This is a genomic window from Cupriavidus sp. 10L45, assembly GCF_056395225.1.
In genome coordinates, this window is record NZ_JBFTJC010000001.1 from 647,425 (window position 1) to 663,666 (window position 16,242).

Here is a 16,242-nt window from a genome sequence, read left to right on the forward strand (position 1 = left end):
GATTGACGACGAAGGTTTTCAAGGTAAACGAGGGGAATCCCATGAAAAAGACAATGACTGGCAAGGGCCGCATCGGGCGGATGGCAGCATGGATCGGTGCCGTTGGCGCGGCACTGTGGCTGGCGGGTTGCGCGGTGACGGATGTGGGCCGTGCGCCGCAAATGTCGCCCGGCGACACGGTGGCGGTGCTGCCGATTGTCAACTACACCGAGACGCCGCAGGCCGGCCTGCGCGCCGAAGCCATCGCCGAATCGCTGCTGAAGACCGGCGGCATCGCCAACCTGAAGCGCTACCCGGCTTCGCTGAACCCGGAAACGCTGTTCGAGCCGGCCGAGCGCGAGTCGGTGGGCAAGGCGCTGGAATGGGCCCGGGGCGAGCGCGCCCGCTACGCGCTGACCGGCGCGGTGCAGGAATGGCGCTATAAAGTCGGCGTGGATGGCGAACCGGCAGTGGGCATCTCGCTGCAACTGATCGACGTGGCCAGCGGCCAGGTGGTGTGGTCGGCCACGGGCAGCGACAGCGGCTGGAGCCGCGCCTCGCTGTCGGGCACCGCGCAGAAGCTGCTGCGCCGCCTGCTGGCACCGCTGATGCAGGGTTGATCGCGTTTTCGGACGCTGTAGAAAAGGACAGGTGACACGCGTGGGGAATTCTGCGGAAAAAAGGCGCCAGGGGCAGGGGATCGGCCTCGGCGGGCGCTATGCGCGCTGGCTGGCGCCCGCGGTGAGCGGGCCGGCTGCGGTGCTGGAGTTGATCGCCACGATGGTGGTCGCGATGGGGTTGGCCTATCTGGTGCTGCCGCAGAACCCGCTGCTGCTCGGCATGGGCTTTCCCTGGGCGTGGCTGCTGCCGGTGATCCTGGCGCTGCGCTATGGCACGCTGATCGGCGTGGGCTCGGTGCTGATGCTGCTGGGCGGTTGGTTTGTCTTCGAAGCGCTTGGCAGCTACACCAGCGCGTTCCCGCGCATGTTCTTCCTGGGCGGCCTGCTGCTGGTGCTGATCTCGGGCCAGTTCGGCGATGTGTGGGGCACGCGGCTGGCGCGCGCTCGCGCCGTCAACCGCTATCTGGACGAGCGGCTGGCCGCGCTGACCAAGAACCACTACCTGCTGCGCATTTCCCACGCGCGGCTGGAGAACGACCTGCTGGCACGCCCGACCACGCTGCGCGACACGCTCTCGCAGATGCGGGCCGTCGCCATGGGCGACGCGGCCCGGGGTGGGGTGGACCAGCCCGAGACCACGCTGCCCGGCGCGCAGCCGATGCTGCAAGTGGTGGCGCAGGCCTGCCAGATCGAAGGCGCGGCGCTGTTCGCGTGTGATGGCGAGCGCATCTCGCCGCAGGCCGCCGCGAGCATCGGGCCGGCCTTCGAACTGAACCTGGACGACCCGCTGGTGCGCCATTGCCTCGACACGCGCGAGCTGGCCCACCTGCGTTCCTCGGGCCTGCAGCAGGACGCCGAGACCCGCTACGTCGCCGTGGCGCCGGTGCTGGCTGGTTCCGACCGCCTGATCGGCGTGCTGGTGGTGGAGCGCATGCCGTTCCTCTCGCTGACCTATGAAAACCTCCAGCTGCTGATGGTGCTGATGGGCTACTACGCCGATGGCGTGGAGCACGGGCAGGCCACGCACGGCATCCAGGCGCTGATGCCGGCGATTCCGTACGCGTTTGCGCTCGACTACGCGCGGCTATCGCGGCTGCGCCAGGAAACCGGCGTCGAAAGCTCGGTGGTGGCGCTGGTGTTCGACCTCGACGAAGCCCGCGACGCGCTGTTCGAACAGGTGGTGCGCAGCCGCCGGGCGCTGGACGTGGCCTGGCCCGCGCGCAGCCCGCGCCAGCGCGCCATGCTGACGCTGATGCCGCTGTCCGACAGCCAGGCCGTCTCGGCCTATCTGGTGCGGATCGAAGACATGCTGCGCGCGCAGTTCGGCACCGATTTCGCCACCTCGCACATCGGCGTGTACTCGCTGACCGTGCCGGCCACCGGCGCCGAAGACGCGCTGGTGCGGCTGTTGCAGCGTTGCCAGATCGATGGCGCCACGGCGACCGATGCCACGGCGCCGCGCTCGGTGGCCCCCGGCGTGGTAGCTGGCGCCGCCGGCAACAACGCTCCGGTGCCGGCTTCGGCCGGCACGCAGGCGGGCTGACGCATGGGCAAGCTGACCTTCGGCGGCACCGCCTTCCAGATCGCCGCGCTGGCGCTGCTGTTTCAGGGCGGCACGGGCCTGCCGCTGCTGCTGGCATTTTTCGCCCTGCAGGCGGCGGCCTCCGGGTTGCTGGGGCTGGCGCTGTGGCGTCTGCTGCCGCGCCGCTTCCGCGCGCCGTTTGCGTGGACCTACGCCTACCTCGCCGCGTTCTGCTTCTTCGTGCCGCTCGGCGGCACGCTGGTCTGCCTCGGCAGCCTGCTGTTCGCGCGGCTGTTCCCGGGCCGGCGCGATGCGTCCGGCATTGCCTCGGTAGCGCTGCCGGCCTTCGTCACCCACCTGATCCAGCGCGTGACGCACGGTGGCGGGGCGCGCCTGCGCGCGCAGCTTGGCAATACCCGCGCGCCGCTGCCGGAGCGCATGAACGCGCTGGTGGCCATGCAGTCCATGCCCACGCGCACGGCCAGCCCGGTGCTGCGCGAACTGCTGGCCGATAGCACGGACGATATCCGCCTGCTCGCCTACGGCATGCTCGACGGCGCCGAGAAACAACTGACGCAACAGATCTTGGCCGAACTGCCGCGCCTGGAAGCCGCCGACACGCCCCAGGCGCGCGGCGAGATCAACAAGCGGCTGGCCGACCTCTACTGGGAACTGATCTACCAGAACCTGGTACAGGGCGATGTCTACCGCTATACCGCCAGCCAGGTGGAGCGCTACGCCAGCGCCGCGCTGGAGACCGACGACACCAACGCCGCGCTCTGGTACATGCGCGGCCGGCTGGCGCTGACGCGCAATGCGCCGGCCGAGGCGCGCGCGTGGCTCACGCGGGCCGAGTCGCTTGGCTTCGCGCGTGAGCGCGTGCTGCCGCTGCTGGCGGAAGCCGCCTACCTGGAACGCGACTACGCCGCCGTGCATCGCCTGATGGCGGCTTTCGACAGTCCTTCGCCGCTCCCACTGGTGCGGCCCCTGTTGCGGTACTGGCAATCATGAGTGAAATACTGGTCAAGGGAACGTCCGCCGACGTCATGCTGCTGCTGGAAGGCACGTTCCCGTATGTGAGCGGGGGCGTGTCCAGCTGGGTCAACCAGATGATCCGCGCTTTCCCGGACATCCGCTTCGGCATCGTCTTTATCGGCAGCCGCCGGCAGGACTATGGCGAGATGGCCTACGCGCTGCCGGACAACGTCGTGCATCTGGAAACCCATTTCCTGTACGACTTTCCGCCGCCGCCGATGGTGCACGGCAGCGCGGGCGACCCGAAGGCTTTCGAGAAGTCCGACGCGCTGCACGAAATGCTGCGGGAGCCCGGCAAGGAACAGGAGGCGGGGGAGCTGATCCGCGAACTGATGCCGGCGCTGCGCGAGGGCGGGGCGCTGTCGGAAGATGCCTTCCTCTACAGCCGCCGCGCCTGGCAGACGATCACCGAGCAGTATCGGCAGTTCTGCACGGACCCGTCGTTCACGGACTACTTCTGGACCATCCGCATCATGCACAAGCCGCTGTGGCAGCTGGTGCGGATTGCCGACTCGCTGATCCCGGCGAAGATGTACCACACGGTGTCCACCGGCTACGCGGGCTTTCTGGGCGCGATGCTGCGCTACCGCAGCGGGCGGCCGCTGCTGGTGTCCGAGCACGGCATCTATACGAAGGAACGCAAGATCGACCTGTTCCAGAGCCAGTGGATCCGGGACAACCGCAACATATTCGAGCGCGACATCTCCCAGATCAGCTACTTCCGCGAGCTGTGGGTGCGTTTCTTCGAGACGCTGGGCCGGGTCTGCTACGACGCCGGCGACGAGATCGTGGCGCTGTACGAGGGCAACCGCCGCCGCCAGGTGGCCGATGGCGCGGTGGAAACCCGCACGCGCAATATCCCGAACGGCATTAACCTGCCGCGGCTGTCGGCGCTGCGCACGCAGCGGGCGCCGGGCGTGCCGCCGGTGCTGTGCCTGATCGGCCGCGTGGTGCCGATCAAGGACATCAAGACCTTTATCCGCGCGATGCTGACCGTGGTGCGCGAGTATCCGGACGCCGAAGGCTGGATCGCCGGCCCCGAGGACGAGGATCCCGAGTACGCGCAGGAATGCCGCAGCCTGGCGGAAAGCCTGGGGCTCGGCCAGAAGGTCAAGTTCCTCGGCTTCCAGAAGATCGACGAACTCCTGCCGAAGGTGGGCGTGCTGATCCTCAGCTCGATCTCGGAGGCGCTGCCGCTGGTGGTGCTCGAGGGCTTCGCGGCGGGCGTGCCGTGCGTGACGACTGACGTGGGCTCGTGCCGCGAACTGATCTTCGGCCTGCCGGGCGAGGATGCAGCGCTGGGCGCGGCGGGCGGCGTGGTCCGTATCGCCGATCCGGCCGCACTGGCTGGTGCCGCGCTGGAACTGCTCACCGACCCGCCGCGCTGGCAGGCTGCCCAGGCGGCCGGCATCGCCCGGGTGGAGCGCTACTACACGCAGGAACAGATGGTGGGCAGCTATCGCACGCTGTATGCGTCGCTGATGGACAAGCCCGATCACGCGGGGCGCACGGATGGGGTCGCGCCCGCCGGCAATCCGGCAAAGTGCCCCGTGCACGGAGGACGCTGACATGGCCGGGATTGGTTTCGAACTCCGCAAGATGCTCCGGCGCGACAGCCTGTCCGGCATGCTGAGCGCCTACGCCTACGCCGGCGTGATCAGCTCCGGGCCGTGGGTGCTGTCGATCCTCGGCATCCTGCTGATCGGCCTGCTGAGCATCGGCTTCGTGATTCCGGGGATGCTGATCACGCAATTCCAGGTGTCGGTGACCTACCTGATTGCCTGCAGCCTGATCCTGACCGGGCCGATGCAGCTGTCGTTCACGCGCTTCACCTCCGACCGGCTGTTCGAGCGGCGCGACCACCTCGTGCTGTCGAACTACCACGCGGTGGCGCTGCTCTCCACCGGGCTGGCCGGCGCCATCGGCGTGGGCTGCGCGGTCTGGGCGTTCCCGGAGCAGTCGGTGCTGTACCGGCTGCTGATGATCGCGGGCTTCGTGATCATGAGCAATATCTGGATCGCGGCGATCTTCCTGTCGGGCATGAAGCAGTACAAGGCCATCGTGTGGACGTTCTTCGTCGGCTACACGATCACGGTGCTGGGCGCGCTGGCGCTGCGCTCGCGCGGGCTGGAGGGGCTGTTGGCCGGCTTCGTGGTGGGGCAGCTCTGCCTGCTGGTGGGCATGATCACGCTGATCTACCGCAACTACACCAGCCAGCGCTTCATGTCGTTCGAGGTGTTCCAGAAGCGCTACGCCTATCCGAGCCTGGTGGCCATCGGCCTGTTCTACAACCTCGGCATCTGGATGGACAAGTTCATGTTCTGGTACGCGCCGTCCACGGGCCAGCAGGTGATCGGCCCGCTGCACGCGTCCATCATCTACGACATCCCGGTGTTCCTGGCCTACCTCGCCATCATCCCGGGCATGGCCGTGTTCCTGGTGCGTATCGAGACCGATTTCGTCGAGTACTACGACGCGTTCTACAACGCGGTGCGCGGCGGCAGTTCGCTCGAGCACATCGAGGACATGCGCAACACGATGGTCCAGACCATCCGCCTGGGGCTGTACGAGATCGTGAAGGTGCAGGCCATCGCGGCGCTGCTGCTGTTCGTGGTCGGGCCGTGGGTGCTGCGGCTGCTGGGCATCTCCGAGCTGTACCTGCCGCTGCTCTATGTCGACGTGATCGGCGCGAGCTTGCAGGTGGTGCTGCTCGGCGTGCTCAACATCTACTTCTACCTGGACCGCCGGCGCGAGGTGCTGCTGCTGACCGGGACCTTCGTGGTGCTGAACTTCGTGCTGACCCGACTCACGCTGGAGCTGGGCCCGGCCTGGTATGGCTACGGGTTCGCGGTGTCGCTGCTGATCGTGGTGGCGCTGGCGCTGTACCTGCTGGACCGCAAGCTGGAGCGCCTGGAGTACGAGACCTACATGCTGCAGTAGGGCGGAGCGGGCAGGGGAGGGTTGTTGTAGCTTTTACACGCGGCGGGGCGCTTGCGTGCGCCTCGCCAGCCATCGTTTCAAACGTGCCGGCCCAATGTGGCCCAATGTGGCCCTATGGCTGCGCTTGCCGCGCGCCATCCCCCGCCGTCGCGGCGGCGCCGCAACACTGGTGCATGCCCCCCGAACGGAGCCTCGACGCGCCATCGTGCGTTTGGGTAACATGACGCGGCCGCGCCACACATCGGCGGTAGTCATCAGAGGGATGTATGAGAATTGCCTCCGTGGAGGACGACCCCAGCCAGGCCGCACAGATCCGACAACTGCTCGAGGAGGCCGGCTTTACCTGTACGAGCTTCGCCGCCGGATCGGATTTCCTGCGCGCGCTGCGCGACCAGGTATTCGACCTGCTGGTCATCGACTGGCAACTGCCCGACATGAGCGGCTACGAAGTCGTGAACTGGGTGCGCCAGCATGCCGGCCGGCTGCCGCCCATCCTGTTCCTGACCAGCCGGATCGATGAATCCGACATCGTCGCCGGCCTCGCCGTGGGCGCCGACGACTACCTGGCCAAGCCGGTGCGCCCCGCCGAATTCGTGGCCCGGGTGCGTGCGTTGCTGCGCCGCGCCTATCCGGCGGTGCCTCATGACGATCAACTGCTGCGCCAGGGCCGCTATGTAGTGGATGCGCGCCGTCGATCCATCACGCTGTCGGGCACGCTGGTGGAACTGTCGCCGCGCGAGTTCGACCTCGCGCTGTTCCTGTTCCGCAATATCGGCCGGCTGCTTTCGCGCGAGGTGATCGAGCAGGCCGTCTGGGGCCGCGCCATGGAGGCCGGCTCGCGCACGCTGGACACCCATATCTCGCGGCTGCGCATCAAGCTGGAGATGCGGCCCGACAACGGCGTGCGGCTGATGTCCGTCTACTCGCACGGCTACCGGTTCGAGGAGGCCAGCACGCTGGCCGCAGGGCAGCCTGATGCGTAGCCAGGCGCCGCCGTTGCCCCGGTATCTCGACGGCCTCGAGAACCTGCCCGAGGCCACGGTGATCGTCGATATCGACGGTGGCATCCTCGTGGCGAACCGCCGCGCGGTGGCGCTGGCGCCTGCCATGCTGTCCGGCATCGAGGATCTGGGGGCAGGCGCATCCCTCGATTTCCCCGATTTCCCCGAAGATGCCTATGGCGGCCTCGCGCCGCCGGGCCTGCCGGACCTGATCGAAGCGCTGTTCCCGGTGCCGGGCCCCGGCCTCGCCTACTGGGACGGGCTCTGCGCGGTGCTGGATTCCCACGCGCCGGTCATGTCGTCCGACGATTCCCAGGGCGTGGAACTCGCCACCGAGGACGATCGCCGCTTCCTGCTCCACGGCGCGCCGCTGCAGGGCGAGGCGGGCTGCCCGCCCGGGGCCATCGTCAGCCTGATCGACATCACCACGGTGCGCCGCGCCGAGCGCCAGCGCGCCCAGATGCTGCATTTCCTGTCGCACGACATGCGTTCGCCCCAGGCGTCGATCCTGGCGCTGATCGACATGCAGTCGCGGCCCAACCGCGCGCTGCCGCCGGAGGTGCTGCTGGCCCGCATCGCCGAGCACGCTCACCGCACGCTGGCGCTGGCCGATGACTTTATCCGGCTGGCGCAGGCCGACTCGGAGCGGCTGGAATTTGCCGAGGTGGAGCTGACCGGGCTGGTGCTGGATGCCACTGATGAACTCTGGGCGCTGGCCAAGGCGCGCGGCATCGAGCTGCAACTGAGTCTGGAGGCGGAGGGTGAGACCCTGCGTGCCGCGCCGGTGCTGCTGGTGCGCGCCATCGCCAATCTGGTCAGCAATGCCATCAAGTTCGGGCCGCCGGGCAAACCGGTGTCGGTGCGACTGCGGCGCATGGGGCCGTTCCTGGCGGTGGCGGTGTCGGATTCCGGCCCTGGGATTTCCTACGCGGATCAGGCACGCCTGTTCGAACCGTTCCGCCGCGTGCATGCGCCGGGCGCCGATGCGCCGGGCGGCAGCGGGCTGGGGCTGGTGTTCGTGAAGACCGTGGCAGAGCGGCACGGCGGCCGCGTCATGGTGGACAGCGCCGCCGGCGCCGGGGCCACCTTCACGCTGTTGCTGCCCTTGCGCCGCCGCGCCGGCTGATCCGGCCGCGCCGACACAATTGTTGGCAATCGGCAGAGCCGAACTTGCCTACGATGGGTGGGGCCACGGACTCCGCATCCGAGGCTTTAGTGTCCGCGCTGGCCTCGGCGCGGACACGGCTTTTTTTACTTCGCCATCCCCGGTGCAGGCGCCGGCGTGGCGGCCGGCACCGGTGGGGTGGGTTCGGGCTTGGCGCCGTCGGCGTCCGGCTTGGCCGATGCATCGGGGGAAGCCGGCGTATCCGGCTTGATCCGCTTCGGCACGTCCGAAGGCGTGCCCTCATCCTCATCGTCATACGACGGCAGATCGTCGCCGCCCTGGCCCAGCAGGTAGCGGCGGCGCTGCAGATAGCCATCCCGCACGAAGGAATACTTGTCCAGCGCCGCCAGCGAGAGCAGGTCCGTCGCGCCGAGCAGGTTCGTCCGCACGTTCACCACGTTGAGCGCGAACAGCGAATTGCGCCATGCCGGGTCGAGGTAGTGCGCCGGGTCGAGGTAGAAGCTGCCGGCCAGCCCGATGCCATCGCGCACCGTGCTCGGCCCGAACAGCGGCAGCACGATGTACGGCCCCTGCGGAAAGCCCCACACGCCCAGCGTCAGCCCCAGATCCTGCGAATGGCGCTCGATGCCGGCCGCCGTGGCGATGTCGATCAGGCCGCCGATGCCGAGCACCGAGTTGATCGCCACGCGCATCAGCGTCTCCGCCGCGGCGGTGCCCTTGCCTTGCAGCAGGTTGTTGGCGAAGTTGCCGACGTCGGCGAGGTTCGAATAGAAGTTGGTCACGGCCAGCCGCACCGGCTCGGGCGTCACGGCCTTGTAGCCCTTGGCGACGGGCACGGCCACGTACTGGTCCACCGTGTCGTTGACCTTGAACGTCACGCGGTTCATCGGCTCGAGCGGATCGTCGGGGTTGGCTTGCGGACCGGAGGCGCAGCCCGTGATCAGGGCGGAGAGGGCGGTAGCGGCCAGCACGCTGGCGATCCGCGAGCGGCCCATCGAGCGGGGAACAGAGGGGGAAACCGGAAGATGGCGGGCGCCGGGCATGAGCGGGAGACGGGAGAGCATGGTGAGACGGTTGGTCTTTCTTGATTTCTTGTGGTTATGGGGGCCGGCCGCCGGTACTTCAAGGGCGGCGGCAGGCAACAATACCGCATCACCGCCACTTACCGCCTGGTATTCCCGTTGTCTGCCCCATGGTGGTTATCGGCGGAATTCCCCAGCGTCGTAGCCACCGTCAAGGGGGGTAGCGAGGGGCCGAGCGGGTCATGGCGCCCCACCGGCGCCCGGCGCGGCCGGCCCATCAGGATCGGCTGGAAGAACACCGCGCCCGCCAGCGTGGTCACCAGCGCCAGCGCCAGCAGCTTGCCCATGCTCGCCGTGCCCGGGTGGTGCGACAGCCAGAGGCTGCCGAACGCCGTGGCCGTGGTGGCGGCGCTGAACAGCACCGCATGCGTCAGGCTCGATTGCAGCAGCTTGGTCTTGCCGTTGCGCCACGCAATCACGTAGTAGATCTTGAACGCGACGCCGATGCCGAGCAGCAGCGGCAGCGCAATCACGTTGGCGAAGTTCAGCGCGATGCCGAACACCACGCACAGCTCCAGCGTGACGATGCCGGACACCAGCAGCGGAATCAGCGTGCGCAGCACGTCGCCGATGCGCCGCAGCGTGATCCAGAGCAGTACCGTGATCGACAGCACGGCCCATAGGCCAGCATGGCTGAACGCGGTCATGATCGTGTCCGCCGAACCGCGGATCGCGATCGGGCCGCCCGTGGCATCGGGCTGCACGCGGGCCATCACGTCCAGGAAGTGGTCGAGCGCGGCGGCGCGCGCGGCCTCGTTCTTGACGCCTGGCGGTGGCAGCTTGGGCGTAACGCTGAGCAGCGCCTTGCCGTCCGGGGCCAGCCAGTCGCGCAGGAGTTCCGGCGGCAGGGTCTGCTGCGACACCGGCTCCGGCTGCAGCGAACGTTGCAGCGTGGCCAGCGCAAGCCGCAGCGGCAGGGCGATGGCGCGCTCGGCACGATCGCGCGTGGCGGGTTCGGCATCGGACAGCTTCTTCAGGGAACGCGACAGATGCGCGGCGGCTTCCGCGCCCGGGCCGGGATGATCGAGCGCGGCCAGGTCGAGCTGGCGCGAGGCGTTGCGCAGTGATGCCACGCGCCGCACATCGTCAGCCGGCGCGGATGGGGATTGCGTCAGCGCCGGCATCATCGTCTTCGCCAGCCCGGCGATGATCGCCAGCTTCGGCGCCTGGTCGTCAGGGATGAAGGTGCGCAGCGTGACCACGCGCTCCACCTCGGGCAGGGCCTTGAGCTTGTCGGCGGTGCGCTGGGCGGCGGCCAGGGACGGGGCCAGCACCTTCACGTCGTCGGTGCCGGCCTGCGGGGCATCCTTGAGCGCCAGCAGCGTGGACATCGACTCGGAATGCGGGTCCTTCAGGTGCAGCGGATCGAAATCGAACTTCAGGTGCGGCAGCAGCGGGGCGCCGCCGATGATCAGCACCAGCACGCCCACCAGCACGCCCTTGCGATGGCGCTCGAAGAACGCATCGGCCGGGGCCAACCAGCCGAAGCCGGGCAACTCGGCTTCGCCCTTGGGGCGCAGCACGCGGATCAGGGCCGGCAGCAGCGTGAACGTGGTGGCGTAGGCGATGAACATGCCCACGCCGGCGATCTTGCCCAACTCCGCCACGCCCCGGTAGTCGGTGGGCAGGAAGCAGAAGAACGCGGCGGCAGTGGCGGCGGCGGCCAGCGTCAGCGGCGTGCCGACGTCGCGCGCGGTCAGCCGCAGGGCTTCGTCGAGGTCGTCGTGCTCGTGCCGCTCGGCACGGTAGCGCACGCCGAACTGGATGCCGAAGTCCACCCCCAGCCCGACGAACAGCACGGCGAACGCCACCGAGATCATGTTCAGCGCGCCCACCATCATCAGGCCCAGCGCGGCCGTCATCAGCAGGCCGGCCACCAGGCTGGCCAGCACGGCCACGATCAGGCGCGCGGAACGCAGCGCCATCCAGAGAATGCCGATGACCACCACCAGCGTGAGCAGGCCGTTGAGCACGGCACCTTCGCTCACGGATGCGAATTCGTCGTCCGCCAGCGGCTGCGGGCCGGTGAGACGGATGGCGGCGCCATAGCGCTGGTCGAGCTTGAGATCGGCGGCGGCGCGACGGATGGCCTCGCTGGCGCCGGCGCCGGCCTTGAGGTCGCTGAAGTCGAGCACCGGCGACAGCGTGACGAAGCTGAACGCCCGGCCATCGGCATTAGGCTTCAGGCTGTCGTCGACCAGCCCCATCCAGGACAGCGCCACGGGTTTGTTGGCCAGCACGCCGTCCACGGTGGTGGCGCTGGCCGCCAGCAGCTTCTCCATATCGCCCAGCTTGATCTGGCCCAGTTGCAGCGGCAGGGTCAGCGTGGTGGTCAGCAGGTCGGACAGCCCACGCAGCGTGGGGTCATGGGCGAGGTTGTTGATCAGCGGTCGCGCCTGGGTGAGCTTGGCGGCCATGTCGTTGACCGAAGCCGTATCGGCGAACAGCAGGCCGTTGCGCTCGAAGAAGGCGCCCGCGCCGGGCTGGCCTACTGCGCGGAAGCGCTGCGGCTGCTGGCGCAGGGCGTCGGCCAGCTCGTTGGCGGCGGCGTCGGCCAGTTCCTTGGCCGGGGCCTGCACCACGGCCAGGATCATTTTGTCGCGCTGCGGAAACGCGTCGCTGATGGCCGCGTCGTTCTGCGCCCACGGCGCGTCGGACTCCAGCAGGCGGCTGATATCGGTATTGATGGCGAAGTTGCGCGCCATGTAGACGCCGCTGGCAATGGTGAGCAGCAGCGAGACGCCGATCACGGTCCAGGCGCGAACGGTGGAAAACTTGACGATACGGGTCAGCGTGGATCTGATCATTTGCGTGGGGTTCTGGCACCCGGCCCGGCCGGGGCGCACGGAGGCGGCAGCCCGGAGTATAGCCGCTGGCAGCGGCTTCTCCGCACCCGCCGCGGTCCGGCCGCGCCGCGATCCGCTATATACTGGGCCGACTGGCCCTGTGGTCGATTATCCCTGCATCGGAGACTCATGAACCGACAATTTCCCAGCGCCATCATTGCTCCCGCGATTGCCCCCGTTGCCGTGGCGATTGCGGCCGTAGCGATGATCGGCACCGCGCACGCCCAGACGTCACCTGACAAGCTCGTGCAAACCGCCGTCGAAGGCGTGATTGCCAAGATCAAGGCCGATCCCGAGACGCGCAGCGGCGATCTGGCAAAAATTACCGCCGTCGTGCAGCGTGAGTTCCTGCCTTACACGGATTTCGGCCGCACCACCCGCCTCGCGGTCGGGAATGCCTGGAAGCAGGCTACCCCTGAACAGCAAAAAACACTCCAGGAGCAATTCACGGCCCTGCTGGTGCGCAGCTACGCGGTTTCGCTCTCGCAACTGCGTGACCAGAGTCCCAAATTTACCTACAAGCCGGCCAAGGCTGGCAGCAGCGCCAACGACTCCGTGGTGGCCACCCGCGTGCTGAACAATGGCGACGAGATGCTGATCGACTACCGCCTCCAGCGCGGCAACGACGGCTGGAAAATCTACGACATCAATATGATGGGCGCGTGGCTGATCGAGGTGTACCGCAAGCAGTTCGCCGACATCGTCGCCCGCGACGGCGTGGACGGCCTGATCAAGTATCTGACCAATCACAACGCCCGGGCGGCGGCTTAATCGGTCCTAGGTGGCTTGAGCGGTGAAGGGCGGGCCTCGGTGGCCGTCATCCCATCAATTGGGGATGATGACCCCGGAGCCAGCCGGTCACGTCATCCAGTAGTTCCGCGGCGCAGGCGATACATTCGCGCACGGCGGACAACGGCACCAGATCCCCTGAATAGTCGGAAAGGTTGCGCTGTTTGCGCAGTGCATCAAGCACGATAAGCCGCTCGGCGGCCAGGCTGATGGTCAGGCTCAACGTCTGCAGCGCAGTCTGGTGATGGCCGGGTCGGCTGGTCAGCGTGCGGTAGCCGCGGGCGTTGAGTGCGGCCATGGCGCACTGCAGGATGGCCTTGTAAGCGGCATCGAAGCGGTTTTCGTGGCTGACGGCCTCGATCCGGGCGTCGGCGAGGTTGCGCCGCGCGGCACCGAGCAGGCGTTCGATTTGCTCCCGGCTTGGCGCAGTCGCGTCAAGGCTCAGTCCCAGCAGGTTCTCCAAGGTCATCGTCGTTGCCGATCAGGAAAAGCTTCGGTTTCGCAACCACATCCACGACGAACGGATCCCGGCGCTGGACGAGTGATTGCCATTCCTCCGCGGAGAACACCTTTGCGTTGATCTCGCGGGCGAGCGACGACTGTACCGGATACAGTAGCTGAACACTGTCCCGAAAGGTAATAGACCCGATGATGGCGACGTCGATGTCACTGTCGGCCACGTCACGGCCCGCTGCCACGGAACCGAAGATGAACGCCGCCTGGATTGAGGCGGCGACTGGCGCGAGGGCAAGCGTCAAGGCCTCGACTGCGCCGGACGTCTTGCGCATGATCCCGGCCAGTTCCTCGAACACCGGGGAAGCCCGGTTCGCGCGATAAAGCACCTGGTTGCCCTGGGGCGTACGCGTGAGGATGCCGGCTTCCGCCAGCTTGCTCAGTTCTTTATGGAGGGTGCCGGGCGCCGTGCCGGTCAGGCGGGCAATCTCTCGGACGTGATACGACGCCTCCGGGCGGAGCAGAAGCAGGCCCAGAACACGGCGCCGGTATTGGCTGAAGAGGGTGTCGGAAAGAGATTGAAGCATTTTCGGCTACGATTGTAGCCAAAAAAGCTTCGACTGCGGGATTGCGCTCAATGCGTCGCTTGCACGGCTTCGGCGCGGCTGCCCTGAGCCTTCTTCAGGTTGCCGATCTCGGCCAGCTTGATCTCGACGTGGCGCGAGAACACGTAGTCGGCCGGGCGTTGCTTGTCCAGCGAGATGTCCGGGGCCATGGCGCCGGTCGTCTTCACGCCGCGCAGGGTCACGCCCAGCGCCTTGAGCGGATGCGAGAACGTGTCGGCCACGGCGGTGGCTTCGAAGCCGCTGTGGACCATGCAGTCGGCGCACTTTTCATAGTTGCCGACGCCATAAGCGTCCCAGTCCGTGTCTTCCATCAGTTCCTTGAAGGTCTTCACGTAGCCTTCGCCCACCAGGTAGCACGGGCGCTGCCAGCCGAACACCGTGCGCGCCGGGTTGCCCCAGGGCGTGCACTTGTAGGTCTGATTGCCGGCCAGGAAGTCCAGGAACATCGTCGACTGGCTGAATGCCCAGTTCTTGCCCGCACGGCCGCGCGACAGGATGTCGCGGAACAGCTGCTTGGTCTTGTTGCGGTTCAGGAAGTGCTGCTGGTCCGGCGCGCGCTCGTAGGCATAGCCCGGCGACACCGTGATGCCGTCCACGCCCATCGCCTTGACCGAGTCGAAGAACTTGGCCACGCGGTCCGGCTTGGCGTCGTTGAACAGCGTGCAGTTGATGTTCACGCGGAAGCCGCGTTCCTTGGCCATGCGGATGGCTTCCACGCAGCGGTCGTACACGCCTTCCTGGTTGACCGAGTGGTCATGCATCTCGCGGTCGCCGTCGAGGTGGATCGACCACACGAAGTACGGGCTCGGCTCGTACTGGTCGATCTTCTTCTCCATCAGCAGCGCGTTGGTGCACAGGTAGACAAAGCGCTTGCGGGCGATGATGCCGCGCACGATCTCGGGCATGTCCTTGTGCAGCAGCGGCTCACCGCCGGCGATGGACACCACGGGCGCGCCGCACTCGTCCACGGACTGCAGGCATTCCGCCACGGACAGGCGCTGGTTCAGGATGGGATCCGGATAGTCGATCTTGCCGCAGCCGGAGCAGGCGAGGTTGCAGCGGAACAGGGGTTCCAGCATCAGGGCGAGCGGGTAGCGCTTTTGCCCGGAGAGGTGCTTGCGAGCAATATAGGCGCCAACGCGGGCGACCTGCAGAAACGGAATGGCCAAGGGGTGCTTCCTGTGAGGGTTCGGCGGTGCGGTTCAGCCTGCCGCCGTCTGGTCGGCGAGGCGCGCATCGCGCTGTTCGGTTGTCTTGCTGGCGGGTTGTGCCAGTGCTGTGTCGGCCAATTCGGCCGGCAGGCGGAATTCCGCGTGTTCCACGATGCCTTCCATGGTCGATACCTCGACCGGCCCGAGTCGGCGTAACGCCGCGATCACGTCTTCCACCATCGCCTCGGGCGCCGAGGCCCCCGCGGTAATGCCCACGACATCGGCGTCCCGAACCCAGGCGGGATCCAGCTCGCTGCCATCGGCAATCAGGTAGCTCGGCACGCCGCTTTCCGTGCCAATTTCGCGTAAACGGTTGGAATTGGAGCTATTTGTCGCCCCGATCACGAGAATCACATCCACCCGCGACGACATCTCGCGCACCGCACTCTGGCGGTTTTGGGTGGCGTAGCAGATGTCGCGCGTGTTCGGCCCGACCAAATTGGTGAAGCGCGCCGCGAGCGCCGCAATGATATTACGGGTGTCGTCCACGGACAACGTGGTCTGCGTGATATAGGCCACGGGGGCATCTATCGGCAGGTCCAGCGTGGCGACTTCCGCTTCATTCTGGACCAGGATCACCTTGCCGGGGATCTGGCCCATCGTGCCTTCCACCTCCGGGTGCCCGGCATGGCCGATCAGGATCACGTGACGGCCGGCCGCAGCATACTGGCGGCCCTGGGTATGCACCTTGATGACGAGCGGGCAGGTCGCGTCGATGGCGTGCAACGCTCGGTGCCGGGCGTCCGCCACGACTTCCCGCGAGACTCCGTGGGCGCTGAAGATGGTGACGGCGCCACCGGGCACTTCTTCCAGTTCCTCGACGAAACGCGCGCCTTTCTGCCGCAAGCCTTCCACCACGTGCTTGTTGTGGACAATCTCGTGCCGAACGTAGACGGGAGCGCCATGCTTGACCAGCGCGCGGTCGACGATCTCGATCGCACGGACCACGCCGGCACAGAAGCCCCGAGGCTGGGCGAGTATTACCTGCATAGGGACGGCCCCCCGACCCACT

At 67.4% G+C, this 16,242-nt stretch carries 14 protein-coding genes; 8 read left to right on the forward strand and 6 right to left on the reverse strand.

From position 1 onward, the window contains the following. Positions 1 to 41: 41 nt before the first annotated feature. From AC1DFU_RS02890 to AC1DFU_RS02920, 7 genes are all read left to right on the forward strand, one after another. Positions 42 to 599 (forward strand): penicillin-binding protein activator LpoB, encoded by a 558-nt coding sequence (locus AC1DFU_RS02890; RefSeq protein ID WP_092297071.1) that lies wholly within the window; start codon positions 42 to 44, stop codon positions 597 to 599. A 40-nt stretch (positions 600 to 639) separates the two neighbouring features. After that, positions 640 to 2,142: a PelD GGDEF domain-containing protein gene (locus AC1DFU_RS02895; RefSeq protein ID WP_092297432.1), complete on the forward strand. Its 1,503-nt coding sequence runs from the start codon at positions 640 to 642 to the stop codon at positions 2,140 to 2,142. Positions 2,143 to 2,145: 3 nt separating this feature from the next. Then, entirely contained in the window at positions 2,146 to 3,132 is a 987-nt protein-coding gene (locus AC1DFU_RS02900) for a tetratricopeptide repeat protein (protein ID WP_092297074.1), read from the forward strand. Next, on the forward strand, positions 3,129 to 4,724 hold the full coding sequence (gene pelF, locus AC1DFU_RS02905; RefSeq protein WP_441592878.1) for a GT4 family glycosyltransferase PelF: 1,596 nt from the start codon (positions 3,129 to 3,131) through the stop codon (positions 4,722 to 4,724). The genes AC1DFU_RS02900 and pelF overlap by 4 nt, the downstream gene beginning before the upstream one ends. 1 nt (position 4,725) lies before the next feature. Then, a complete protein-coding gene (gene pelG, locus AC1DFU_RS02910) occupies positions 4,726 to 6,096 on the forward strand; it encodes an exopolysaccharide Pel transporter PelG (RefSeq protein ID WP_441592879.1) in 1,371 nt (456 codons plus the stop codon). Positions 6,097 to 6,362: 266 nt separating this feature from the next. Beyond that, a complete protein-coding gene (locus AC1DFU_RS02915) occupies positions 6,363 to 7,079 on the forward strand; it encodes a response regulator transcription factor (RefSeq protein WP_092297083.1) in 717 nt (238 codons plus the stop codon). Positions 7,080 to 7,092: 13 nt separating this feature from the next. After that, positions 7,093 to 8,223 (forward strand): sensor histidine kinase, encoded by a 1,131-nt coding sequence (locus AC1DFU_RS02920; RefSeq protein ID WP_441592880.1) that lies wholly within the window; start codon positions 7,093 to 7,095, stop codon positions 8,221 to 8,223. A 125-nt stretch (positions 8,224 to 8,348) separates the two neighbouring features. Here the strand turns inward: AC1DFU_RS02920 and AC1DFU_RS02925 are convergent, their stop codons facing one another. Both AC1DFU_RS02925 and hpnN read right to left on the reverse strand, forming a co-directional pair. Then, a complete protein-coding gene (locus AC1DFU_RS02925) occupies positions 8,349 to 9,218 on the reverse strand; it encodes an MlaA family lipoprotein (protein WP_092297090.1) in 870 nt (289 codons plus the stop codon). A gap of 167 nt (positions 9,219 to 9,385) precedes the next feature. After that, positions 9,386 to 12,112, reverse strand: coding sequence for a hopanoid transporter HpnN (gene hpnN, locus AC1DFU_RS02930; protein WP_441592881.1), 2,727 nt, complete (start codon positions 12,110 to 12,112; stop codon positions 9,386 to 9,388). A 168-nt stretch (positions 12,113 to 12,280) separates the two neighbouring features. Between hpnN and AC1DFU_RS02935 the strand changes: the two genes are divergently transcribed. Continuing rightward, a complete protein-coding gene (locus tag AC1DFU_RS02935) occupies positions 12,281 to 12,922 on the forward strand; it encodes an MlaC/ttg2D family ABC transporter substrate-binding protein (RefSeq protein WP_092297096.1) in 642 nt (213 codons plus the stop codon). A gap of 46 nt (positions 12,923 to 12,968) precedes the next feature. Here AC1DFU_RS02935 and AC1DFU_RS02940 read toward each other — a convergent pair whose 3' ends face one another. The 4 genes from AC1DFU_RS02940 to ispH are packed head-to-tail and all read right to left on the reverse strand — an operon-like array spanning position 12,969 to position 16,220. Beyond that, positions 12,969 to 13,409 (reverse strand): DNA-binding protein, encoded by a 441-nt coding sequence (locus AC1DFU_RS02940; RefSeq protein ID WP_441592882.1) that lies wholly within the window; start codon positions 13,407 to 13,409, stop codon positions 12,969 to 12,971. After that, a complete protein-coding gene (locus AC1DFU_RS02945) occupies positions 13,375 to 13,980 on the reverse strand; it encodes a nucleotidyltransferase domain-containing protein (protein ID WP_441592883.1) in 606 nt (201 codons plus the stop codon). The genes AC1DFU_RS02940 and AC1DFU_RS02945 overlap by 35 nt, the downstream gene beginning before the upstream one ends. A 47-nt stretch (positions 13,981 to 14,027) precedes the next feature. Beyond that, positions 14,028 to 15,188, reverse strand: a complete 1,161-nt coding sequence (hpnH, locus tag AC1DFU_RS02950; RefSeq protein WP_092297105.1) for an adenosyl-hopene transferase HpnH — start codon at positions 15,186 to 15,188, stop codon at positions 14,028 to 14,030. 33 nt (positions 15,189 to 15,221) lie between these two features. After that, the gene (ispH, locus tag AC1DFU_RS02955) at positions 15,222 to 16,220 is read right to left on the reverse strand and encodes a 4-hydroxy-3-methylbut-2-enyl diphosphate reductase (RefSeq protein ID WP_092297108.1); all 999 of its coding nucleotides are present in this window, start codon (positions 16,218 to 16,220) and stop codon (positions 15,222 to 15,224) included. Positions 16,221 to 16,242: the final 22 nt, after the last annotated feature.

What these genes read in the sequence shown, in the direction of transcription:
- AC1DFU_RS02890 (WP_092297071.1), top strand. Translation starts at nt 42, where the DNA reads ATGAAAAAGACAATGACTGGCAAGGGCCGCATCGGGCGGATGGCAGCA.
- AC1DFU_RS02900 (WP_092297074.1), top strand. Translation starts at nt 2,146, where the DNA reads ATGGGCAAGCTGACCTTCGGCGGCACCGCCTTCCAGATCGCCGCGCTG.
- pelF (WP_441592878.1), top strand. Translation starts at nt 3,129, where the DNA reads ATGAGTGAAATACTGGTCAAGGGAACGTCCGCCGACGTCATGCTGCTG.
- pelG (WP_441592879.1), top strand. Translation starts at nt 4,726, where the DNA reads ATGGCCGGGATTGGTTTCGAACTCCGCAAGATGCTCCGGCGCGACAGC.
- AC1DFU_RS02915 (WP_092297083.1), top strand. Translation starts at nt 6,363, where the DNA reads ATGAGAATTGCCTCCGTGGAGGACGACCCCAGCCAGGCCGCACAGATC.
- AC1DFU_RS02925 (WP_092297090.1), bottom strand. Translation starts at nt 9,218, where the DNA reads ATGGGCCGCTCGCGGATCGCCAGCGTGCTGGCCGCTACCGCCCTCTCC.
- hpnN (WP_441592881.1), bottom strand. Translation starts at nt 12,112, where the DNA reads ATGATCAGATCCACGCTGACCCGTATCGTCAAGTTTTCCACCGTTCGC.
- AC1DFU_RS02935 (WP_092297096.1), top strand. Translation starts at nt 12,281, where the DNA reads ATGAACCGACAATTTCCCAGCGCCATCATTGCTCCCGCGATTGCCCCC.
- AC1DFU_RS02940 (WP_441592882.1), bottom strand. Translation starts at nt 13,409, where the DNA reads ATGACCTTGGAGAACCTGCTGGGACTGAGCCTTGACGCGACTGCGCCA.
- AC1DFU_RS02945 (WP_441592883.1), bottom strand. Translation starts at nt 13,980, where the DNA reads ATGCTTCAATCTCTTTCCGACACCCTCTTCAGCCAATACCGGCGCCGT.
- ispH (WP_092297108.1), bottom strand. Translation starts at nt 16,220, where the DNA reads ATGCAGGTAATACTCGCCCAGCCTCGGGGCTTCTGTGCCGGCGTGGTC.